Raw genomic sequence first — 20,091 nt, forward strand, 5'->3', positions numbered from 1 at the left:
AAGCTGGTTAGGAAAGGAAGGACTGTCCGCCGAAGTCGTCGTCCTCGTCGGGCCTGCGTTGCGGCCTGCGGGACGGCGGCGGCGGTGTGGACGGCGGGGCGGACCGCGGCGCCGGGCGCGAGGTGGGCGCGTCGTCGTCCTCGATGCCGAACCGCAGCTCACGGCCGACCGGCGGCGGCGCGGGGTCCTCGTGCGGCGGGGTCGGGAAGTTGCGCTTGGCCTCGTTGAACAGCACGTTGGCCGTCTCGTCCTGCGTGCCGATGGTCTCGGCCATGGCCTGCTGGAGCAGTTCCGGGATGCGCGCCTGCGCGCGCTGCAACGTCCTCATCACCTCGGCCGACACCTCGGCCATCCGCTTGTCCCGCGCGGACTCGGCGATCTCCAGGTGCGTCAGGATGCCGTTCGAGCCGATGGTGAGGCGCACCGAGCCGTCGCGCGACGCCTCGGAGATGGTCATCCCCTGCACGCGGGCCGCCATCTCCTGGTAGCGCTCGGCCTTCTGCTCGATGCTCTGCTGCCACTGGCTGAGCATCCGCTCGGACGCGCCGATGTCCTCGGGCACGACGGCTCTCCCCCTCGAAGATGACGCGTGGTTGGTCCATTCAGGATGACGCAATGGTGAACGGCCCGGTTCCGCCTCCCGGGCAAATGCTCCGAACGGAGCAGGGGCGGAACCGGGCCGGGAAAGCTAGTTCACGCCGAGCAGGTCCACCACGAAGATCAGCGTCTCACCGGGCTTGATCACGCCGCCCGCGCCGCGGTCGCCGTAACCCAGGTGCGCCGGGATGACCAGCTTGCGCCGTCCGCCGACCTTCATGCCGGCGACACCGCGGTCCCAGCCGGCGATGACGCGGCCGCCGCCCAGCGGGAAGCTGAACGCCTCGTCGCGGTCCCAGGAGGCGTCGAACTGCTCGCCGGTCGAGTGCGACACACCGACGTAGTGGACGTGCACGAGCTGTCCGGGCGCCGCCTCGGGCCCGTCGCCGACGGTGATGTCCTCGATCACCAGGTCGGCGGGCGGTGCGCCCTCGTACGGCTCGACCACGGGCTTGCTCGGGGCCATTTGACTCTCCTGTGTCGCTCCACCCCCGGCCGGGGGTGTTGGGCATCGGTCCTGTCCTACTCAATCACGTCGCCTGTGGTGCGGCCGATCGGCCTACGCCCGCGCCGGCGCAGGGTCCGCGCAACCCTTTGCCCCGCTCGTCCCGTCCTGGGGACATGAGGCGATGGTCCTGGGGTACGCGGGCGGCGCTGTTCGGCGGAGCGGCACTGGTGGTGGGGGTGAGCGCGGCCTCCGCCGTGCCCACCGAGGCGGAGGACCGGCGGGTGGCGCCGCCGATCGAGGCGGTGCCGGTGGACCTGGTCGCGTTCGACACGTGCGACACCGCGCTGGCCGAGCTGAGGAAGGCGATCTCGCCGCACGTCGGCGTGTACGGCCTGGGCAACCACGGCTTCGCGACCAAGGCCGAAGGCGACGTCGCGGCGGACAGCCGGGCAGGCGGCACGCCGCGAGTCGCCCAGGAGTCGGCCGCCGTGCCCGAGCACTCCAAGACGAACGCCCACGAGGCGGGCGTGGACGAGCCGGACCTCGTCAAGACCGACGGCAAGCGGGTCGTGACGGTCGCCGACGGCAAGCTCCGCGTGCTGGACGTGGCCACCCGTCAGCTCACCGGCACGCTGGACGTGCCCGCCGGCCACGCCTCGCAACTGCTGCTGGACGGCGACCGCGCGCTCCTCGTCGGCGGCGGGCAAGGCGTGGCGGGCCGGGGCAGCGTGGTCGACGGCCGGTCCGACGTGTACGTCGAGGACTCGTCGGTGACGCTGGTCGACCTGTCCGGCGCGCCGCGCGTCCTGGGCACCCTCACCGTGGACGGTCGGTACGTCGACGCGCGGCAGGTCGGCGGCGTCGTGCGGGTGGTCGTGCACTCGGGGCCGCGGCTGCCGTGGGTGTACCCGATGGACGGTCGCAGCGAGGCGGAGTCCCTGATCGCGAACCGGGAACTCGTGGCCACCGCGCCGATCGAGTCGTGGCTGCCGCGCTACGAGCTGACCGACACCGACGGCTCGCGCTCGGAGGGCGCGCTGGTGGCGTGCGACCGGGTGAGCCACCCGGTGGACCACTCGGCCACGTCGATGCTGTCCGTGCTGACGTTCGACTTCCCGGGCGAGCTGGGCAGCGGTGACGCGGTGACGATCGTGGCCGACGGCGACACCGTCTACGGCACCGGCTCGTCGCTGTACGTGGCCGACGACCACCACCTGCGGCCGGCGACGCGGTTCGCGCCCGACGCGCCCACGACCACCGAGATCCACCAGTTCGACGTCGCGCAGCCGGGCCCGCCCCGGCACGTCGCGTCCGGCCGGGTCGCGGGCACGCTGCTGAACCAGTACTCGCTGTCCGAGCACCAGGGGCACCTGAGGGTGGCGACCACGTCCGGTGACGCGCCGGGCATCCCCGAGCAGGCGCCCGCGACGCAGAGCGCGGTCACCGTGCTCAAGCGGGACGGCGCGAAGCTGGTGGAGGTCGGCAAGGTCGACGGGCTCGGCCTGGGCGAGCGGATCTACAGCGTCCGGTTCGCGGGCCCGGTCGGGTACGTGGTGACGTTCCGGCAGGTCGACCCGCTCTACACGCTGGACCTGTCCGATCCGGCCAAGCCGCGCAAGGTGGGCGAGCTGAAGATCACCGGCTACTCGGCGTACCTGCACCCCGCCGGTGACGGGAAGCTGATCGGCGTCGGCCAGGAGGCCACCGAGCAGGGCCGGACCACGGGCACGCAGGTGTCGCTGTTCGACGTGTCCGACCCGGCCGCGCCGACCAGGGTCGCGGCCCACCACCTGCCCGGTGCGAGCTCCGAGGTCGAGTTCGACCCGCACGCGTTCCTGTACTGGCCGGCGCGCGACCTGGTGGTGCTGCCGGTGACCACGCTGACCGAACCGACCGCGCGCAAGCCGGTGGGGCCGACGTCCGGCGGCCTGCTGGTGCTGCGGCTGCGCGACGGCGCGTTCTCCGCGCAGGGCACGGTCGGGCACGAGCAGTCCAGTTACGACCCGGGCATCCGCCGGGCGCTGGTGATCGGCGACGACCTGTGGACGGTGTCGGCGGTCGGCGTGCAGGTGAACCGGATCGACGGGCTGGAGCGGCAGGCGTGGGTGCCGTTCAACTGAGCCGCGGTGTCACTTGAGCTGGTCGTGGAGCAGGCGGTGCGCGAGGACCGTGCCGCCTGCCATCGCCGCCGGCAGCACCACCAGCGCCGCCAACGGGATCAGGCACAGCAGGTAGGTCGGCACGGCGAAGCCGAGGGTGACCGCGCGCCGCTTGCGCAGCGTGCGCCGGCGCACGTCGAGCTTGAGGCCGCGCCGGGTGAACGGGATGGCGGTCAGCTCGATCGCCAGCAGCGTCGCGTTGACCAGCACCGCGATCACCGGCACCACGGTCTGCCCGACGACGGGGATGAACCCGGCGGCGAACAGCGGGATGGCGCACAGCACCGCGATGCCGACGAGCAGCACGGCGTCGCGCACGCCGACCGCCGCCGACTTCAGCCACGTCACCTGCTCGGCCTCGGGCACGCCGCCGAGGTGGGTGTCCTCGACGGTCTCCGCGATGTGCTCGTAGAACGGGCCGCCGATGATCAGCGTGATCGCGGTGAACAGCAGCAGGCCGATCGCGACGAACGCGCCGATGATCGAGAACCCGGCGGCGAAGCGGGTGGCCGCGCGCAGCCCTTCACTCCAGTCGTCGGCGAACGGCGTGACCCAGGCGGCGATCTCGTCGATCCACATCGCGAGCCCGACCAGGCCGCCGATCAGCAGCGCGGTCGTGATCAACGCCGGGATCGCGCCGATGAGCAGCAGTTTCGGCGATCGGAACACCAACCCGAAGCCCTGGCCGAGCAGTCCGACACCGGTCGAGAAGTCCCGCAGCACCCTGATCACCGGCGGAGCATATCCGCGCCGCCCGCCGGTGCGGTCCGCAATGGTGGTCGCGCGACTCTGGGAGCGGTGCCAGACTGCTGGTCTCTGGGGAGAGGACTTGCCATGCCACTGGATCACACCGAACCCGTCCTGCTCGTGCGCAAGCGCGGTGACCTCGTGGGCGAGTGGGAGCGGAGTTGCCACCTGGCGGCGTTACCCGACGACGGCACCCGGTCGACGCTGCTCACGTTGTGCGGTGAGCGGATCGAGGTGAGCACGGCCGAGCTGCTGCCGGAACCGGAGGGCATGCCGTGCGTGGCGTGCCTGCTCTCGGTGCCACCACCCCGCGGCTGACCCGTGCCCGACCGGGAACCGTTCAGCGGACGTGGCGGGCGAGGTCGCGGAGGTCCTTGCGGATGTTGGCGCGCACGAACCGCGCCATGAGCGGTCCGAACAGCCGGTAGTGCCGGCTCGCGTCGCCGCGGATGCGGATGGACGCCACCGTGCCGCCCTCGGGCGTGGCGTCGAACCGGTAGGTGACGTGCATCGGGAACGGCCCGGCGACCGACTTCATCTCCAGCAGCGTCGGCGGCTCGTGCGCCACGACCCGCAGCACGTAGTCGATCCGCTTGCCGAGGAAGTGCGCGGTGCGGGTGACCTCCGCGCCGACGCCGAACCCGCCGTCGGGACCGGGAGCGCTCAGCTCGGCCCGCTTGATGCCCTGCGTCCACTCGTGGTCGTGCCGCCAGTCCATGGCGTAGCGCGCCACGGCCTCGGGCGACCGGGGGATCAATCGGCGCGCGGACACGTCCACGCGCCGATTGTCCATCCGGGAACGGGCGGTCGCTCAGCGGCGGCGGCGGAAGCTGAGCGCCCGCGCGCCGGCGCCGACACCGGCCAGGTGCAACGCCACGCACAGCAGACCGGCCAGGAGCAGCGTGCCGCCGTCCAGCACGGTGCCCAGCGAGGCGTTCGCCAAGTCGAGCAGGAGGGCGAGGCCGAAGATGACCGCGGCGATGATCGCTAACACTGCGAACCTCCTACGGTGGGGTGGGGTGACCACCAGTTACCCCGCCGCCGAGGCGCCCAAGCCGGCGTTCGGCCCAACTTCGAGCCCCAGGTAGGTCAACGGCTCCGCGTTCGGCACGTCGACCTCGTGGAAGCCGAGCCGGTCGTAGAACGCGCGGGCCGCCGTGTTCGAGGTCAGCATCCCCAGGTGCACGGCGGGCACGCCCTGGTAGGCCAGCGCGCCGAGGAACGCCGTCATCAGCGCCCGCCCGTACCCGGCCCGCTGGTACTCGGGCAGCAGGTCGATGTGCAGGTGCGCCGGGTAGCCCGCCAGTTCCGGCACGATCATCCGGCGCGGGTGGTGCAGCAGCCACACCATGTTCTCGGTCGGTGTGGACGGTTCGGCGACCGGCGGGTACCGGTCGGACACCTTCGGCAGCCACTCCGACTCCCACCGCGACACGAACGACGGCGTGTCCGCCGTGCCGACCACGTAGCCGACCGCGCGTTCCCCGTTGTCGGCCACGAACGCCAGCGACGGCTCCAGGTCGGTGTACGGCCAGGCGAAGAGGGTCGGCATCAGCTCCAGGTCGGGGTACAGGTGCCGGGAGTCGCCGCCCGCGTCCGCGGTGCGCACGCAGACGTCGCCGACCGCGTCCCGGTCGGATTCCCGGTAAGGCCTGATCACCACGTCACGAACCGCCGGTCAGCCGCGGCACGCCGGCACCGGTGGCGGCCCAGGCGACCAGGCCCGCCACGTCGACGCCGTGCGGCGGGTCGTCACGATAAGGAGAGATGTTGCGGGCGCCCCGGCTCAGCAGGGCCGAGGCGCCCGACGGGTTGCCGCGCGCGGCGTGGGTCAGGCCGACGGCCAGCTGTGCCAGCCCGCGCCACAGCTCCCGTTCGGACTCCGGGGCCGCCTTCCACGCGTCCTCCAGCACTTCGTGCGCGTGGAACGGTCGGCCGAGGTCCAGCAGGCGCTGCGCCTCGGTCAGCGCTTCGGACGGGGTGCGGGGCACGCCTTCCGGCTGGCGCTCGACGCCCGGCAGCCCGTAGGGCAGCGGGCGGCCGAGCCCGTCACGCGGTCGCGCGTTGCGGGCCCGGCCCTGCTCGTCGCGGTCACGGGGGCTGGTCGGCACCTCTTGATCGTGTCACGAACACCGTCCGCGCGAAACGGCGCCGGTTCAGTTCTCGAGCGGCGCGGAGAACCTCAGGTGGTTGCCGGACGGGTCGCGGAACGCGCAGTCGCGCACCCCGTACGCCTGGTCCACCGGCTCCTGCATGACCTCCGCGCCCGCCGCGCGGAGCCGCTCGAACGTGGCGTCGCAGTCGTCCACCCGGAAGATCACCGCGCCCAGCGAACCCTTGGCCATCAGCTCCCGCATCGCGGTCGCGTCGGCCGCGGGCCTGCCCATGTCCGGGTCCTCCAGCACGATCTCCACGTCGGGCTGGTCGGCCGGCCCCACGGACAGCCACCGGTACGCCTCGATCGGCGCGTCGGTGCGCACGTCGAGGCCGAGCACGTCGCGGTAGAACGCCAGCGCTTCCTCTTGGTCGCGGACTTGCAGGAACGTGTGCGAAATCGTCATGCCCATGCCCGGGAACCTATCGGCGCTGGTCAGGCTCGTGCTTCTCGAAATCTGCTCGGCCGGGTGACCATCTTGGACCAGCACGCGGGCACGGCGGTGACCTCGTCGTGGCGGCGGGCCCGGTAGGCGCTGGGCGTCTCGCCGACCAGCTCGGTGAACCGCGAGCTGAACGAACCGAGCGACGTGCAGCCGACCTCGACGCACACCTCGGTGACGGTGAGGTCTCCCCGGCGCAGCAGGGCTTTGGCCCGTTCCACGCGCCGGGTCATGGGTAGTTGTACGGCGTTTCGCCGTAGGCCAGCTTGAACTGCCTGGCGAAGTGCGACGGCGACATCAGCGCGGCGCGGGCCATGGCCGGCACGTCCAGCGGTCGGGCGTACTCGCGGTCCATCAGGTCGCGTGCCCGGCGCAGGTGGGCCAGTTCTTCCGGTCGCACGGTGACAGCCTCCCACGGTGATACTGGCGAGGTGCCCGGATCGGACTGGGTCCTGCACGTCGACCTCGACCAGTTCATCGCGGCGGTCGAGGTGGCGCGGCGGCCCGAGTTGCGCGGCAGGCCCGTGGTCGTCGGCGGAGCAGGCGACCCGACGCAGCGCGCCGTGGTGGCGACCGCGTCCTACGAGGCGAGGGAGTTCGGCGTCCACTCGGGAGTGCCGTTGCGGCTGGCGAAGAAGAAGTGCCCGGACGCGGTGTTCCTGCCGTCCGACGCGCCCGCCTACGAGGAGGTGTCCGCGCACGTGATGGACGTGCTGCGGGAGCTGCCCGTGGTGGTCGAGGTGCTCGGCTGGGACGAGGCGTTCCTGGGTGCGCGCACCGACGACCCCGAGGCGTTGGCCGCCGCGGCGCGGCGTGCGGTCAAGGCGGAGACCGGGCTGGAGTGCTCGGTCGGCATCGGCGACAACAAGCTGCGCGCCAAGCTCGCCACCGGGTTCGCCAAGCCCGCCGGGGTGTACCGGCTGACGAGGGACAACTGGGTGGAGGTGATGGCGGCACGGCCGGTGACCGCGCTGTGGGGCGTCGGGTCGCGGACCGCGGCCAAGCTCGCGGAGCTGGGCGTCGGCACGGTCGAGGAGCTGGCCCGGGCCGAGTCGGAGGTGCTGGCGGCGCGGTTCGGGCCGGCGATGGGGCCGCACCTGCGGCAGCTGGCGCTGGGTGCGGGCGACACGGAGGTCACCGCCACGCCGTGGGTGGCGAAGTCGCGCAGCCGGGAGACCACGTTCCAGCGGGACCTGACCGACCCGGACGAGATCCGCGAGCAGGTCCGGCTGCTCGCCCGGCGCGTGGTGCGCGACGTGGTGGCGGAGGGGCGGCCCGCGGTGCGGGTGGTGGTGAAGGTGCGGTTCGTGCCGTTCTTCACCTGCACGCGGGGCGTGGCGTTGGCGGAACCGACGATGGCCGTCGAGCCGATCGAGGCCGCGGCGGTCGCCGCGTTGGCAAGATTCGACGACACACGTGCCGTGCGCCTGCTGGGGGTGCGCGCCGAGTTCACTGGAGGACGACCGTGACCAAAGTGGTGTTGAACGGCTCGGTGTCGCTCGACGGTTACAGCGCCGGACCGAACGTGGGTGAGGAGCACCCGATGGGCGAGGGCGGTGAACGGCTGCACGAGTGGATGTTCGCCGAGGGGTCGGACGGTGACGCGCCGTTCGCCGCGACGGTCGGCGCGGTCGTGCTGGGCAGGCGGACGTTCGACCTGGGGCTGAAGTACTGGCAGGACACGCCGTTCCCGGTGCCGAGCTTCGTGCTCACGCACGAGCGGCGCCCGCCGCTGGCGATGAGGTCGGCGGCGTTCACGTTCGTCACCGACGGCCCGGAGAGCGCGGTCGCCCGGGCGCGTGCGGCGGCGGGGGACCGGGACGTGCTGGTCATGGCGTCCGCGAACGCGGCGCAGCACGTGCTGCGCGCCGGGCTGGTGGACGAGATCCGGCTGCAGCTGGTGCCGGTGTTCCTCGGTTCGGGCGCGCGGCTGCTGGACGGGCTGCCCGCCGGTGAGCTGGAACGGATCGAGGCGACTGAGGCGGACGACGTCCTGCACCTGCGCTTCCGCGTGCTGCGGTGACGTCAGGCCAGGCCGAGTGACGAGACGAGGTCGGCCATTTCGGCCCGGTAGACCTTGCCCGGTTCCCGGGTCTGGCCGCGCAGGTGGCCGTAGACCTCCAGCGCCACCAGGCCGTGCATCCGGCCCCACACCCGCAACGACAGCGCGACGGCCGCCGGCGGCAGGTCCGGGTGTTCGGCCCGCACGGTCTCCACGACGTGCGGGTCGAAGTCCGACCAGTCGTGGTCACCGTGCGACTGCCGCCCGGCGGCCCGCGGCCACGCGTCGGCGACCAGGCCGACCAGCGCCGCGCACGCCCGCCGCTCGGCTGCCACGCCCTCTTCCGGCGGCTGGTAGCCGGGCACCGGGTCGCCGTAGATGAGCCGGAAGCCCTCCGGGTTGGCCAGCGACCAGGTGCGCAAGGTCTCGGCCCACGCCACGATCCGGCCTGCCGCGTCAACGGCGGGCCGGGCGTCGCGCGCGGCCTCGAGGTGCCGCACCAGGTCGGTGTAGACGTCGCTGATCAGCGTGGTGACCAGGTCGTCACGGGTGGCGTAGTACCCGTAGATGGCGTTGGCCGTCATGCCCATCTCGCGGGCGATGGCGCGCAGCGAGATCGCGTCCGGGCCGCCGGTGGCCATGAGCTTGAGCGCGATCGCCTTGATCTCGGCGGACGTCTCCGCCCGCAGTCGCGCCCGCCGGTTGGGCACTGGATCTCCCACGGTTGACACTCTACAGCGTTGCTGTACTGTCCGGCGTATTCAAACTATACGCCGTGCAGTAAACATACGGAGTGAATCTCGCGTGGACACCACAGTGGTCCCGGCACGCGCCCGTGCCGGGCTCGCGATCGCGTTGCTGGCGTTTGCCCAGTTCATCGTGGCCGTGGACTACAACATCGTGTACGTGGCGCTGCCCGACATCGGGCGGGCGCTCGGCTTCTCCAGCCAGTCCCTGCAATGGGTGGTCAGCGCCTACGCCGTCGCGTTCGGCGGGTTCCTGCTCTGCGCGGGGCGGGTGGTCGACCGGCTCGGCGCGCGCCGGGCGTTCGTGGCCGGACTGGTGGTGTTCGGGTTGGCGTGCCTGGTCGGCGGGCTGGCGACGGCGCCGGGCGTGCTGGTCGCGGCACGGGCGGTGCAGGGTGTCGGCGGCGCGTTGCTGACGCCCGCGACGCTGGCGCTGATCAGCACGACGTTCACCGAAGGCCCGGCGCGGACCCGCGCGTTGTCGGTGTGGGGTGCGGCGGGCAGCGGCGGGTTGGCGGCGGGCGCGTTGCTCGGCGGGGTGCTGACCGACGCGCTGGGCTGGGAGTGGACGTTGTTCGTCCTGGTGCCGCTGTCGCTGGGCGCCGCCGTGACGGCCGAGTCGGTGCTGCCGGCCGACCGGGTCGGTGGCGTGCGGCAGCGCTTCGACGTGCCGGGCGCGGTGCTGGCCACGGCCGGGTCGGTGCTGCTGGTGTTCGGGCTGGTCACCGGCCCGGAGACGGGCTGGGTGCGGGGCGGGCTCGCGGTGGCGGGCGGGGTGGCCGTGCTGGGCGCGTTCGCGGCCGTGGAACGGCGGACCCGCGACCCGCTGGTGCCGTTGCGGTTGTTCGGCAACCGGGCGCTGGTCCGCGCGATCGGCGTGGTGCTGCTGTTCCAGAGCTCGCTGGGCGGCGCCTACTACCTGTTCACCACGCACCTGCAGGGCGCGTTGGGCTACCGGCCGCTGGCCGCCGGGTTGGCGTTCGTTCCGCTGACCCTGGTGTCGATGACCGCGTCGCTCAAGGGCACCGGCGCGGCGATCGCCCGGTGGGGTGTGCGGACCACGTTGGTGGTCGGCATGGTCGTCAACGGTGTCGGCATCGCGCTGCTGGCCGGCGGGATGGCGTGGGACGGCGGGTTCTGGCTGCTGCTGCCGGGGCTGGTGGTGTGGGGTGTCGGCGGCGGGCTGACGTTCCCGGCGATGTTCGTGGCCGCCTCGTCCGGGGTCGCCGACGCCGAACAGGGGGTGGCGTCGGCCCTGGCCACCACGTCGCAGCAGGTCGGCGGTTCGATGGGGCTCGCGGCGCTGATCGCGTTGGCTGGTACGGGGTTCGGCGCGCCGGGTGCGTTGGCCGTGGGCGGCCTGGCGACCGTCGTCGGCGGCGTGGTGCTCGCGCTCGTGCCGCGTCACCGCGCCGAGGCGGTGATGTCGTCCGGCACGGTGTAGTGGCGGGCGGCGGTGGCCCGGTCGAACTCCGGGCCGGGCCACCGCCGACCAACGAGATCTAGGCCGCGAGATCGGCCTACGACACGGCTTCCAGCACCCGGCGTGCGGTGTCCACACTGGACTGGGGGTTCTGGCCGGTGATCAGGTTGCCGTCCACGACGACGGTGCTCGACCACGCGGGACCGGTCTGCGGCACCGCGCCCAGCTCGCGCAACCGCGCCTCCAGGGAGTACGGCACGGCCAGGCCGCCCTGGCGTTCCTCCTCGTCGGTGAACACCGCCGGCCGCCGACCGGCGAACGCGAACGTGCCGTCCTCGCGCACCGCGGCCAGCAGTCCGGCCGGGCCGTGGCACAGCGCGCCGACGACCTTGCCCGCGTCGTCGAACGCCACCAGCAACCGGCCCAGGTCCGCGTCGAACGCCAGGTCCGCCATCGGCCCGTGCCCGCCGGGCAGCAGCACGGCGTCGTAGTCGGCGACGTCGACGTCCGCCAGCCGCAGCGGCGCGGCCAACTCGCCCTCGATCGACGCGAGGTAGGCGTCGAACTCGTCGGTCCGGCTGGCCGCGTCCATGGTCGGCCGCGCGCCGCCCGGCGTGGCGATGTCCACCCGCACGCCCGCGTCCCGCGGCACGCGCACCGACTCGACCACTTCCTCCGCCCAGAACCCGGTGGAGTGGCTCGACCCGTCGGCCAGCACCAACTCGTCGGCGACCGAGACGACCACCAGAACCCTGCTCATCGTTTCTCCCCTTCCAGGAGCGGTAGCCCGAACAACGGCCACTCCATCACGTTTCATCCGGTAGCGTTCGCCTGGCCATAAATTTTCTTATAGCCCCGGAGTTGCGCGGTGACGGACCTCGACCTGCTGTCCACGTTCGTGGAGATCTACCGGGCCGGCTCGCTGACCGCCGCCGCCCAGCGCCGCGGCCTCACCCAACCCGCGGTGAGCGGCCACCTCGCCCGCCTGGAACGCGAGCTGGGCGAGCCGCTGTTCGTGCGCTCCAGCCGAGGGGTCACGCCGACCGCACGGGCCGACGCGCTGGCCCACCGGGTCGGCGCGCACGTGGACGAGCTGCGGTCGGCGTTGTCCGAAGTGGACGATCGGGAGGCGTACGCGGGCACCGTGCACCTGGCGGGCGCGGTGGAGGTGATGGCCGCCCGGGTGCTGCCCGCGCTGGCGCCGCTGACCGCCCGCGGGCTGCGGCTGCGGATCACCCTCGGCCTGGCCGACGACCTGCTCGCCGCGCTGGTCAACGCCCGGCTGGACCTGGTGGTCTCGGCGGTGCGGCCCGCGGACCGGGCACTGGTCGCCACGCCGTTCGTGGACGAGGAGTTCGTGCTGGTCGGCGCGCCGACGCTGGTGCGCACGATCGACCGCGCGCTGCTGGCGGACGACCCGGTGCGGGCGTTGGCGCACCTGCCGCTGGTCGCGTACGCCGAGGAGCTGCCGATCGTGCGGCGGTACTGGCGCAGCGAGTTCGGCCGCCGCCCGCCCAACCCGGTCGCGGTCGTGGTGCCGGACCTGCGGGCGGTGCTGGCGGCGGTGGTCGCGGGTGCCGGGGTGTCGGCACTCCCGCGGTACCTGGCCGACCCGGCGCTGGCGGCCGGTTCGGTGGAGTTGGCGCACCAGGCGGCCGTGCCGCCGTTGAACACGCTGTTCCTGGCCACCCGGGTCGGTGGGCTGGCGAACCCGTCGGTGGCGCTGGTGCACGGGCACCTGATGGCCCGCTCGCGCGACTGGGGTGTGCTGTGACCGCGTCGCGCGAGCGGGCCGTGCTACCGGATCAGACCCCGGCGATGGACTGGATCCACGACCGGTACCGCGTCACGTTGGTGTAGGCGGTGGTGGTCTGCCGGTCGCTGGTGGACGCGACGCCGACCTGCACGCCGCCCGCCATCATCGGGCCGCCCGAGTCGCCGCCCGCGGTGATGCCGTTGCCGTACCGGGCGCAGATCGCGCTGCCGCCGTAGGCGTCGGTGCAGCCGCCGGTGACGGTCACGTTCGCGACCTTCAGGTACCGCGACTGGCAGTTGATCTCCGAGCCGCACCGGGACGTCGCGCCCCAGCCGTAGACCTGCACGTTCTGGCCCACCGTGACCGAACCCGGCTGGCCGAGCCGGGCGTAGGTCGCGGACACGGAGCGGTCGAGCCGGACCAGCGACAGGTCCGACGAGTGGTTGTAGGTCTGCACGCCGTTGGCCACCGTGCCGCCGGACGTCTGGTCGAGGCTGCCGATCCGGAACGACAGCCCGCCGCCGCTGACGCAGTGCCTCGCGGTCAGGATCCACGTGGGCGCGATGATGGTCGCGGTGCACGTCTGCCTGCCGTTGGAGAACAGCCTGGCCGCCCACGGGGCGTTGCTCGCGTAGCCGCCGCCGATGATGTACGGCGTCACGCCGCCCTCCGACGTCGACGCAGGCGTGGCCGACGCCGACGGGACGAGGGCGAGCAGGGACAGCAACGCGGCTGCGAGCGCAGGGATCAACCTGGTGATTCGCAAGTGTTCCTCGATTCCGAAGACACGCGATTTCTCGCGCACAGGGGTGTCTTGGGTCACGAGATTCGTACCACTCGACCGGGTGAAAAGGGATATATCGAATCAGTTATAACGCGGCCTATAACGTGTGCGGCATGCTTGTCGAACTGGCGGTCGGGGACGCGTACGGCGCGGGCTTCGAGCGTGGACGCGTTCCACCGCGACCCGCGCGAGGGTTACGCGCGGGGTTTCCAGGCTTTCCTGGAGAACGGCCCCTACGGCCGTGACCACCTCGCCCGGGTGGACGCTCAGCCGCGGTAGTGGTCGAGCAGTTCGGCGACCCGCTCCCGCGGCCAGGGGCGGCGGACGTCGCCGAACCTGGCCGCGAAGGACAGCTCCAGGTGCGCGTGTCACGCGGCGAGCGCTTGCGGCGGTCCTCTTACATCCGCCGGTGCGGCGCGAGCCAGGCGTCTACCTCGGCCGCTGCCCGGGAAGGACCGCGCGAGCGGCCGGTCGGCTCCACGCGATGCGCTTCCGGGTCCACGGGCGGGCGTTAGGATGAGGTCGGCGGCCCCTCGACCCCAGTGCGGCCCACTTCCCGCGTGGCACGACCGCGTGAACCTCTTCCGCTCGACGATTTCGAGGAGCCCTTCATGCCGCGCACGTTCGCCGGCTCGCCCGTCCGCGACCTGCTCGCCCTCACCTCCCGCCCCGAGGTCATCTCGTTCGCCGGCGGCCTGCCCGCGCCCGAGCTGTTCGACGTCGACGGCCTGCGCGCGGCCTTCGACCAGGCGATCTCCGCGCGTTCCCTGCAGTACGCGCCCACCGAGGGCGACGTGGACCTGCGCGGCCTGGTCGCGGACCGGCTGACCCGGCGCGGCCTGCCGACCGCGGTGGAGGACCTGCTGGTCACGTCCGGTTCGCAGCAGGCGTTGACGTTGGTGGTGACCGCCCTGCTGGAGCCGGGCGCGGTCGTCGCGGTGGAGGAGCCGACCTACCTGGCCGCGCTGCAGTGCTTCCAGCTCGCCGGCGCGCGGGTCGTGCCCGTCGCGGGTGACGAGCACGGCCTGGACACCGCCGCGCTGGCGGACGTGATCGAGCGGGAACGGCCGGAGCTGCTGTACCTGGTGCCGACGTTCGCCAACCCGACCGGCCGGACGTTGAGCGCGGCACGGCGGGCCGAGATCGCCGCGCTCGCCGACCGGCACGGCCTGTGGGTGGTCGAGGACGACCCGTACGGCGAGCTGCGCTACCGGGGCGAGCCGGTGCCGTCGCTGGCGTCGATGAGCGACCAGGTGCTGTACGCGGGCAGCTTCTCGAAGGTCGGCGCGCCGGGTCTGCGGCTGGGTTGGCTGCGCGCACCCGAGTCGATCATGCGCACGCTGGTGATCGTGAAGCAGGCGGCGGACCTGCACACGTCCACCGTGGACCAGGCCGCGGCGGCGGCGTACCTGAAGGCGAACGACCTGGACGGGCACATCCGCGGCCTGTGCGCCGCCTACCGGGAGCGGCGGGACGCGATGATCGGCGCCCTGCCGTCGACCGTGCCCGCCGGGACGCGGTGGAGCGATCCGGACGGCGGGATGTTCGTGTGGGTGTCGCTGCCGGGTGAGGTCGACACGTCTTCGCTGATTACCGAGGCGTTGGCGCGTGACGTGGCGTTCGTGCCCGGTGCGCCGTTCTACGCGACCACGCCGGACCGGTCGACGCTGCGGCTTTCGTTCACCACCAACACGGTCGACGAGATCGCGGAGGGCATGCGGCGGCTGGGGGCGGTGCTGCGGTAGCGCATGGTCGGGTCGTGCGATCCGCACGGGTTCGTCGTGACACCACGGGGGTGTGGGTTGTGCGTCGCCCGCACCACCGTGGAGCCCATGGAACGCTCTTCGATCTACTCGTTGGTGATCTCGACCGCGTTGGGCGTGGTGATCGTGTCCGACGGCGGCGACGACTGGACCGGCTTCGGCACGTGGGGCCTGGTCGCGTGCGCGCTGGTCTACCTGGTGGTCGGGCTGCTGCGCCACGAGGTGCGCCGCACCCGCGTGCTGTGGGCGCAGGTGGCGGGCGTGGCGGTGTTCGGCGCGGTGGCGGCGGTGGCGCTGCTCGTGGACCCCGAGGTCGGCCGGTACCTGGTGGCGGCGGGCTGGTTGGCGCACGCCGCCTGGGACCTCGTGCACTTCCGCGCCAAGCTGGTGGTACCGACCTGGTACGCGTTGGCGTGCGCCGTGGTGGATGCGTTCGTCGGCGTGTCGCTGGCATGGTGAGCGCGTGATGCGGCGGGCGAGGGTGCTCACTCTGGTGTCGCTGGGCGTGGCCTGGTCGACCAGCCTGGTCGGGCCGGGTGTCGGCGTGCTGCTGGAACGACGGCCCGCCTGGGTGGTGGCGGGACTGGTCGGCGTGGTGCTGTTCAGCGCGGCTCACGCGGGCGTGCTCCACGCGTCGATGACGCCGGGTTCGGCGCGGTCCCGGTGGCACTTGGCGTTCCTGGTGGCGTCGCTGCTGTCGGTGCCGTTGCTGGCGCCGGTGGCGGTGGGGCGGTGGGACACGTGGGCGTGGGTCGGCGCGGCGCTCGTGGGGACGGCGCCGGTGGTGATGCGTCGGCGGTGGTGGGTGGCGGTGCCCGTGGCGGTCGCGGTGGCCGTGGTGGTGTCGCCGGAACCGTTGCGGGCGTTGGTGATCGCCGGCGGTGTCGGCCTGGGGTTGGCGTTGATGCACGTGCTGCCGGTGTGGTTGTGGGACCTGGTGGTGCAGGCGCAGCGGGGACGTGAGGCGAGGGCCCGGCTGGCGGTGATCGAGGAGCGGCTGCGGTTCGCGCGGGACGTGCACGACGTGCTCGGGCACCGGTTGACCGTGATCGCGTTGAAGGCGGAGCTGGCGTCGCGGCTGGCGACCGTGGACGGCGAGCGGGCCGGTGCCGAGGCGGACGGGGTGCGCGAGCTGGCCGCGTCGGCGTTGGCGGAGCTGCGGGAGACCGTGCACGGGTACCGGACCGTGGAGCCGGCCGAGCAGGCGTCGGCGATCGAGCAGGTGTTGACCTCGGCCGGGGTGCGGTGCACGGTGTCGGTTCCGGCGCGGTTGCCCGCGTCCGCGCGCGAGCTGTCGTGGGCGTTGCGGGAGGCGGGGACGAACGTGCTGCGGCACAGCCGGGCCCGCTGGTGCACGATCGACGTCGTGGTCGGTGCCGACGAGGTGCGGCTGACCGTGGCGAACGACGGCGCGGCCGGCGTGCCGGGGCACGGGTCGGGGCTGAGCGGGCTGGCGGAGCGGCTGGAGCGGGTCGGCGGGACGGTGCGCACGGGGGAGGAGGGCGGTGTGTTCACGCTGGTGGCGACCGTGCGGCCGTGATACGCGTGCTGCTGGCCGACGACGAGGAGCTGATCCGCGTCGCGGTGGCGGCGCTGCTCGGGCTGGAGCCGGACATCGAGGTCGTGGCGCAGGCCGGGGACGGCCGGGAGGCGGTGCGCGCGGCGTTGGCGCACCGGCCGGACGTGGCCGTCGTGGACCTGCAGATGCCGGTGCTGGACGGGTTCGAGGTGACCGCGTCGCTGGCGTCGTCCCTGCCGTCGTGCGCGGTGGTGATCCTGACCGGTCGCGGCAAACCGCCCCACCTGCAGCGGGCGCTGTCGGCCGGTGCGAAGGGGTTCCTGCCGAAGGGGTCGCCGGGCGGCACGCTGGCGGACGTGATCCGGCGGGTGCACGGCGGTGCCCGGTACGTCGACCCGGAGTTGGCGGCGGACGCGCTGACCACGCCACCGTGCCCGTTGACACCGCGTGAGCTGGAAGTGCTGCGGCTGGCGGAGTACGACACGCCGGTGGCCGTGATCGCGCGCAAGACGCACCTGTCCACCGGCACGGTCCGCAACCACCTGGCCGCGGCGGTGGCGAAGCTGGGCGCGGCGACCCGTTCGGAGGCCTACGTCACCGCCCACGACAACGGCTGGCTCTGAACCCCCGGGCCCTGCCGGATAGCGGAAGTTTCCGCCCGCCCGAGGCTTGGCCGGTGCCACCCCGCATCCCTACTTTCGAGGCAACACAAGGGAAAGAGGGGGCCACCATGACCGACCACGTGCTGTCGATCCCGTCACCGCCCCGACCTCGGTCACGGGTCGCCGTCGGGCTGCTGAGCGTGCTCGTCGTGCTGCTGCTGGGCGCGTCCGTGCTGATGATCGTGCTGTTCGTCGGGGCGAAGGACGAGCACGGCCTGGAGGTCCAGCGGCTGGACCAGACGAGCCGGTCGCTCACCGAGGCCGAGGGGCGGCTGGCCGGGACCGAGCAGACCAACGACACCGTGACCGGCCGGATCACCACGCTGGAGGCGGCGAACGCCGAGCTGCACAAGTGCGCCGACCCGGCCAAGGAATCGATCATCGCGGCACGCGACAACGACGAAGCGGCGCTGCGGCCCGCCGTCCGCCGCGCCGCCGAGAACTGCTGAGCCGGGGAGCCGACATGACCACGCCAGAACCCGACCGCCTGTTCACGCCACCGCCGCCGCCGTTGCTGACGCCACCACCACCGACCCCGCCGAACGGCGTGCCGCTGCCGTACCAGGCGGCGCCCCCGCCGACCACCGGCCCGAGTCGGGCGCCGATCGTCGCGCTGACCGCGTTGGCCGCCGTGTTCGCCCTCGTGGCCGGCCTCTTCACCGTCCTCTACCTGGGCGAGCGCACGGACCGCGACACGATCGCCACCACCCGCGCCGACCGGGAACGGACGCTCGCCACCGTGGCGGAGAGGCAGGAGCAGGCCGACGCGACCCTGGGGACCAACCGTTCCCGGGAGTCCACCCTGACCACCCAGCACGACCTGCTCACCCGGTGCGTGGAGGCGGCCAAGGGCTACTTCGCCCTGCCGCCGGGCCAGACCCCGGAGTCGTCACGCCTGTTCCGCGTCATGTACGACGTCTGCCCGCAGATCTGACTCCATCGCCGCCCGGACGCCGCGGACCGCCAGCCGGTCCGCGCGTTCGTTCTCCGGGTGCCCGGCGTGCCCCTTCACCCAGTGCCACTCGACCTGGTGGGGCTTGGTGGCGGCGTCGAGGCGCTGCCAGAGGTCGACGTTCTTGACCGGCTGCTTGGCCGACGTCAGCCAGCCGTTGGCCTTCCACTTGGTCATCCACGACAGGACGCCGTTGCGGACGTACGTGCTGTCGGTGTAGATCCGCACCACGGACGGCCGCTTCAGCGTTTCCAGCGCACGGATCGGCGCCATCAGCTCCATCCGGTTGTTGGTGGTGGCCGACGACTCGCCGCCGAACAGGTCGCGCTCGTGCGCCCCGTACCGCAGCACCGCACCCCAGCCACCCGGCCCGGGGTTCCCGCTGCACGCGCCGTCGGTGTAGATTTCCACCACCTGCTCCATGCGGCGAAGATACCGACCGGTCCGGTGACGGGGTTCGGCCGTGAGCGCAATCGCTGTCGCCCGACCGCCGCCGTGGGCACCCTGTGATCATGGCACTGGGATTCCGGGGTGACGTGGCGGACTACTACCACCGCTACCGGCGGGGCTATCCGCCTGAGGTGTTCGACGCGCTGGTGGAAGTGTTCGCGCTGACACCGGACGACGTCGCGGTGGACCTGGGGTGCGGCACGGGGCAGGTGACCGTGCCCCTCGCGGACCGGGTCCGCGCCGTGGTCGGCGTCGACCCGGAGCCGGACATGCTGGCGCGCGGTCGGCGTGCGGCGGCGGAACGGGGCGCGGTGAACGTGTCCTGGGTGGTCGGGACGGACGCGGACGTGCCCGCGTTGCGCGCCGCGCTCGGCGACGGGGCGGTCGGCGTGGTCACGATCGGCCAGGCGTTGCACTGGATGCGGCACGACGACCTGTTCCGCGAGGTGTCCTCGTTGGTCAGGCCCGGTGGCGGGGTGGCGGTGCTGACCAACGGCACGCCGCTGTGGCTGCAGGACAGCGACTGGTCGCGGGCGTTGCGCGAGAGCCTGGAGCAGTGGCTGGGCACGCCCGCCGGCGGCACGTGCGGCACCGACGAGGAGAGCCAGGAGCGGTACCGGCGGAGCCTGGCCGGGGCCGGGTTCCAGGTCGCGGTGCACGGCGTCGACTACACCGACACCCTGGACGTCGAGTCCGTCGTGGGCGGTGTCCTCTCGGCGCTGCCGGTGGACCGGCTCCCCTCGGACCGTCTCGCCTTCACCGAGCGGATCGGCCGCGCCCTGGAACCCCACGGCCCGTTCACCGAACATGTCCACGTGACCGTCCTGACCGGACAGAGGTGACGCGGGCCGCGACACGTGCCCGGGATAGGTGAGGATGGACGGGTGAAGTGGTCACGGGCGGTGCGGCACGTCGAGGAGTTGGCGGCCAAGTGCGGTGAGTTGGCGGGTCTGCCGAGTTCGATCCACCCGTTGCGGGCGGTGCGGCTGTGGGCCGTGGGCGAGATCCTCGGCGAAAAACGTGATCTCGAACTGGTGACCGTCGCCGTGGTGGTGGACCTGCCGGTCGACGACGTCGCGTGGTTGAGCGAGCCGCACGGCGCGGAGCACTGGGCCAACGCGACGCGGGCGTCCAGGAACCCGATCGGGGTGCTGTGGCGCTCGGCGCACGCTCCGGTCTGGAACCACCACGTCGACCGGCCCGCCCTGGTCTGGGACGCGGCGGACGGGCTGGTGGAGGAGACCGTCGCGGCGCTCGCGGAGGGGCGTGGCGAGCAGGTCAGGCCGCCCGCGCCGGGAGCGGCCGAACTGCGGGCCCGGCTGCGCGACGAGCTGGCGGTGAGCCTGCGGGCACTGCGCCGCCAGACCCGGGCGTACGAGGAGAAGCGTTGGCGCCCCGGCAAGCTCACGGCGGTCTCGGACGCCCTGTGGCGGGCGAGCGACGGCTACCTCGACGTGCTCGGCGCCGTGGACCGGATCGGGTGAAC

26 protein-coding genes and 1 pseudogene are annotated in these 20,091 nt (G+C 72.9%); 14 read left to right on the forward strand and 13 right to left on the reverse strand.

All coding sequences use genetic code 11. The annotated features are described in order from the left end of the window. Positions 1-7: 7 nt before the first annotated feature. Both A6A25_RS12450 and A6A25_RS12455 read right to left on the reverse strand, forming a co-directional pair. Positions 8-562 carry a YbaB/EbfC family nucleoid-associated protein gene (locus tag A6A25_RS12450; RefSeq protein WP_073888738.1) on the reverse strand — a complete coding sequence of 185 codons (555 nt, stop codon included), beginning with the start codon at positions 560-562 and terminating at the stop codon, positions 8-10. A 126-nt stretch (positions 563-688) separates the two neighbouring features. Beyond that, entirely contained in the window at positions 689-1,063 is a 375-nt protein-coding gene (locus tag A6A25_RS12455; RefSeq protein WP_073888740.1) for an FKBP-type peptidyl-prolyl cis-trans isomerase, read from the reverse strand. A gap of 155 nt (positions 1,064-1,218) precedes the next feature. Here A6A25_RS12455 and A6A25_RS12460 point away from each other — a divergent pair, with 155 nt between their 5' ends. Beyond that, positions 1,219-3,165, forward strand: a complete 1,947-nt coding sequence (locus A6A25_RS12460; protein WP_073888742.1) for a beta-propeller domain-containing protein — start codon at positions 1,219-1,221, stop codon at positions 3,163-3,165. Positions 3,166-3,174: 9 nt separating this feature from the next. On the opposite strand, the gene A6A25_RS12465 is transcribed toward A6A25_RS12460, so the two are convergent. After that, the gene (locus A6A25_RS12465) at positions 3,175-3,927 is read right to left on the reverse strand and encodes an EI24 domain-containing protein (protein ID WP_083668286.1); all 753 of its coding nucleotides are present in this window, start codon (positions 3,925-3,927) and stop codon (positions 3,175-3,177) included. Positions 3,928-4,038: 111 nt separating this feature from the next. Here A6A25_RS12465 and A6A25_RS12470 point away from each other — a divergent pair, with 111 nt between their 5' ends. Then, entirely contained in the window at positions 4,039-4,269 is a 231-nt protein-coding gene (locus A6A25_RS12470; protein ID WP_073888744.1) for a hypothetical protein, read from the forward strand. 22 nt (positions 4,270-4,291) lie between these two features. Here A6A25_RS12470 and A6A25_RS12475 read toward each other — a convergent pair whose 3' ends face one another. The 6 genes and pseudogenes from A6A25_RS12475 to A6A25_RS12500 form a co-directional block, all read right to left on the reverse strand. Then, a complete protein-coding gene (locus A6A25_RS12475) occupies positions 4,292-4,729 on the reverse strand; it encodes an SRPBCC family protein (RefSeq protein ID WP_198932678.1) in 438 nt (145 codons plus the stop codon). Positions 4,730-4,762: 33 nt separating this feature from the next. Continuing rightward, positions 4,763-4,945 (reverse strand): hypothetical protein, encoded by a 183-nt coding sequence (locus tag A6A25_RS12480; RefSeq protein ID WP_073888748.1) that lies wholly within the window; start codon positions 4,943-4,945, stop codon positions 4,763-4,765. 36 nt (positions 4,946-4,981) lie between these two features. Further along, entirely contained in the window at positions 4,982-5,614 is a 633-nt protein-coding gene (locus tag A6A25_RS12485; protein WP_073888750.1) for a GNAT family N-acetyltransferase, read from the reverse strand. Position 5,615: 1 nt separating this feature from the next. Further along, positions 5,616-6,062 (reverse strand): DUF309 domain-containing protein, encoded by a 447-nt coding sequence (locus tag A6A25_RS12490; RefSeq protein WP_073888752.1) that lies wholly within the window; start codon positions 6,060-6,062, stop codon positions 5,616-5,618. A 45-nt stretch (positions 6,063-6,107) separates the two neighbouring features. Continuing rightward, complete coding sequence (locus A6A25_RS12495) at positions 6,108-6,518, reverse strand: VOC family protein (protein WP_073888754.1); 411 nt, start codon at positions 6,516-6,518, stop codon at positions 6,108-6,110. Between the two features lie 23 nt (positions 6,519-6,541). After that, a pseudogene (locus A6A25_RS12500) lies at positions 6,542-6,903 on the reverse strand (helix-turn-helix transcriptional regulator). A gap of 76 nt (positions 6,904-6,979) precedes the next feature. On the opposite strand from A6A25_RS12500, the gene A6A25_RS12505 reads away from it, so the two are divergent. Continuing rightward, on the forward strand, positions 6,980-8,017 hold the full coding sequence (locus A6A25_RS12505; protein ID WP_073888756.1) for a DNA polymerase IV: 1,038 nt from the start codon (positions 6,980-6,982) through the stop codon (positions 8,015-8,017). Further along, complete coding sequence (locus A6A25_RS12510) at positions 8,014-8,571, forward strand: dihydrofolate reductase family protein (RefSeq protein ID WP_073888758.1); 558 nt, start codon at positions 8,014-8,016, stop codon at positions 8,569-8,571. Before A6A25_RS12505 ends, A6A25_RS12510 begins: the two co-directional genes overlap by 4 nt. Positions 8,572-8,573: 2 nt before the next feature. Here A6A25_RS12510 and A6A25_RS12515 read toward each other — a convergent pair whose 3' ends face one another. Next, positions 8,574-9,272, reverse strand: a complete 699-nt coding sequence (locus A6A25_RS12515) for a TetR/AcrR family transcriptional regulator (RefSeq protein WP_073888760.1) — start codon at positions 9,270-9,272, stop codon at positions 8,574-8,576. An 82-nt stretch (positions 9,273-9,354) separates the two neighbouring features. Here A6A25_RS12515 and A6A25_RS12520 point away from each other — a divergent pair, with 82 nt between their 5' ends. Next, the gene (locus tag A6A25_RS12520; RefSeq protein WP_198932679.1) at positions 9,355-10,740 is read left to right on the forward strand and encodes an MFS transporter; all 1,386 of its coding nucleotides are present in this window, start codon (positions 9,355-9,357) and stop codon (positions 10,738-10,740) included. A gap of 76 nt (positions 10,741-10,816) precedes the next feature. Here A6A25_RS12520 and A6A25_RS12525 read toward each other — a convergent pair whose 3' ends face one another. Continuing rightward, complete coding sequence (locus tag A6A25_RS12525; protein WP_073888762.1) at positions 10,817-11,479, reverse strand: type 1 glutamine amidotransferase domain-containing protein; 663 nt, start codon at positions 11,477-11,479, stop codon at positions 10,817-10,819. 108 nt (positions 11,480-11,587) lie between these two features. Between A6A25_RS12525 and A6A25_RS12530 the strand changes: the two genes are divergently transcribed. After that, on the forward strand, positions 11,588-12,493 hold the full coding sequence (locus A6A25_RS12530) for a LysR family transcriptional regulator (protein WP_073888764.1): 906 nt from the start codon (positions 11,588-11,590) through the stop codon (positions 12,491-12,493). Positions 12,494-12,524: 31 nt separating this feature from the next. Here A6A25_RS12530 and A6A25_RS12535 read toward each other — a convergent pair whose 3' ends face one another. Continuing rightward, entirely contained in the window at positions 12,525-13,241 is a 717-nt protein-coding gene (locus A6A25_RS12535) for a S1 family peptidase (RefSeq protein WP_073888861.1), read from the reverse strand. Positions 13,242-13,870: 629 nt separating this feature from the next. On the opposite strand from A6A25_RS12535, the gene A6A25_RS12540 reads away from it, so the two are divergent. From A6A25_RS12540 to A6A25_RS12565, 6 genes are all read left to right on the forward strand, one after another. After that, entirely contained in the window at positions 13,871-15,004 is a 1,134-nt protein-coding gene (locus A6A25_RS12540) for an aminotransferase-like domain-containing protein (RefSeq protein WP_073888766.1), read from the forward strand. 87 nt (positions 15,005-15,091) lie between these two features. Beyond that, a complete protein-coding gene (locus tag A6A25_RS12545) occupies positions 15,092-15,481 on the forward strand; it encodes a hypothetical protein (protein ID WP_073888768.1) in 390 nt (129 codons plus the stop codon). Between the two features lie 7 nt (positions 15,482-15,488). Continuing rightward, a complete protein-coding gene (locus A6A25_RS46290) occupies positions 15,489-16,562 on the forward strand; it encodes a sensor histidine kinase (RefSeq protein ID WP_073888862.1) in 1,074 nt (357 codons plus the stop codon). Then, positions 16,559-17,164 (forward strand): response regulator transcription factor, encoded by a 606-nt coding sequence (locus A6A25_RS12555; protein ID WP_073888770.1) that lies wholly within the window; start codon positions 16,559-16,561, stop codon positions 17,162-17,164. Before A6A25_RS46290 ends, A6A25_RS12555 begins: the two co-directional genes overlap by 4 nt. A gap of 107 nt (positions 17,165-17,271) precedes the next feature. Further along, positions 17,272-17,652, forward strand: coding sequence for a hypothetical protein (locus A6A25_RS12560; protein ID WP_073888772.1), 381 nt, complete (start codon positions 17,272-17,274; stop codon positions 17,650-17,652). Between the two features lie 14 nt (positions 17,653-17,666). After that, the gene (locus A6A25_RS12565) at positions 17,667-18,137 is read left to right on the forward strand and encodes a hypothetical protein (RefSeq protein ID WP_073888775.1); all 471 of its coding nucleotides are present in this window, start codon (positions 17,667-17,669) and stop codon (positions 18,135-18,137) included. Here the strand turns inward: A6A25_RS12565 and rnhA are convergent. Next, positions 18,093-18,578 (reverse strand): ribonuclease HI, encoded by a 486-nt coding sequence (rnhA, locus tag A6A25_RS12570; RefSeq protein WP_073888777.1) that lies wholly within the window; start codon positions 18,576-18,578, stop codon positions 18,093-18,095. The two genes, A6A25_RS12565 and rnhA, sit on opposite strands and share 45 nt — an antisense overlap. Positions 18,579-18,667: 89 nt before the next feature. On the opposite strand from rnhA, the gene A6A25_RS12575 reads away from it, so the two are divergent. Next, a complete protein-coding gene (locus A6A25_RS12575; protein ID WP_073888863.1) occupies positions 18,668-19,447 on the forward strand; it encodes a class I SAM-dependent methyltransferase in 780 nt (259 codons plus the stop codon). Between the two features lie 42 nt (positions 19,448-19,489). Beyond that, a complete protein-coding gene (locus tag A6A25_RS12580; protein WP_073888779.1) occupies positions 19,490-20,089 on the forward strand; it encodes a DUF7711 family protein in 600 nt (199 codons plus the stop codon). The last annotated feature ends 2 nt before the right edge of the window (positions 20,090-20,091 follow it).

This window comes from Saccharothrix sp. CB00851, assembly GCF_001905065.1.
Lineage (GTDB): Bacteria > Actinomycetota > Actinomycetes > Mycobacteriales > Pseudonocardiaceae > Actinosynnema.

What these genes read in the sequence shown, in the direction of transcription:
- A6A25_RS12455 (WP_073888740.1), bottom strand. Translation starts at nt 1,063, where the DNA reads ATGGCCCCGAGCAAGCCCGTGGTCGAGCCGTACGAGGGCGCACCGCCC.
- A6A25_RS12460 (WP_073888742.1), top strand. Translation starts at nt 1,219, where the DNA reads ATGAGGCGATGGTCCTGGGGTACGCGGGCGGCGCTGTTCGGCGGAGCG.
- A6A25_RS12470 (WP_073888744.1), top strand. Translation starts at nt 4,039, where the DNA reads ATGCCACTGGATCACACCGAACCCGTCCTGCTCGTGCGCAAGCGCGGT.
- A6A25_RS12495 (WP_073888754.1), bottom strand. Translation starts at nt 6,518, where the DNA reads ATGGGCATGACGATTTCGCACACGTTCCTGCAAGTCCGCGACCAAGAG.
- A6A25_RS12525 (WP_073888762.1), bottom strand. Translation starts at nt 11,479, where the DNA reads ATGAGCAGGGTTCTGGTGGTCGTCTCGGTCGCCGACGAGTTGGTGCTG.
- A6A25_RS12540 (WP_073888766.1), top strand. Translation starts at nt 13,871, where the DNA reads ATGCCGCGCACGTTCGCCGGCTCGCCCGTCCGCGACCTGCTCGCCCTC.
- A6A25_RS12545 (WP_073888768.1), top strand. Translation starts at nt 15,092, where the DNA reads ATGGAACGCTCTTCGATCTACTCGTTGGTGATCTCGACCGCGTTGGGC.
- A6A25_RS46290 (WP_073888862.1), top strand. Translation starts at nt 15,489, where the DNA reads ATGCGGCGGGCGAGGGTGCTCACTCTGGTGTCGCTGGGCGTGGCCTGG.
- A6A25_RS12560 (WP_073888772.1), top strand. Translation starts at nt 17,272, where the DNA reads ATGACCGACCACGTGCTGTCGATCCCGTCACCGCCCCGACCTCGGTCA.
- A6A25_RS12565 (WP_073888775.1), top strand. Translation starts at nt 17,667, where the DNA reads ATGACCACGCCAGAACCCGACCGCCTGTTCACGCCACCGCCGCCGCCG.
- rnhA (WP_073888777.1), bottom strand. Translation starts at nt 18,578, where the DNA reads ATGGAGCAGGTGGTGGAAATCTACACCGACGGCGCGTGCAGCGGGAAC.
- A6A25_RS12575 (WP_073888863.1), top strand. Translation starts at nt 18,668, where the DNA reads ATGGCACTGGGATTCCGGGGTGACGTGGCGGACTACTACCACCGCTAC.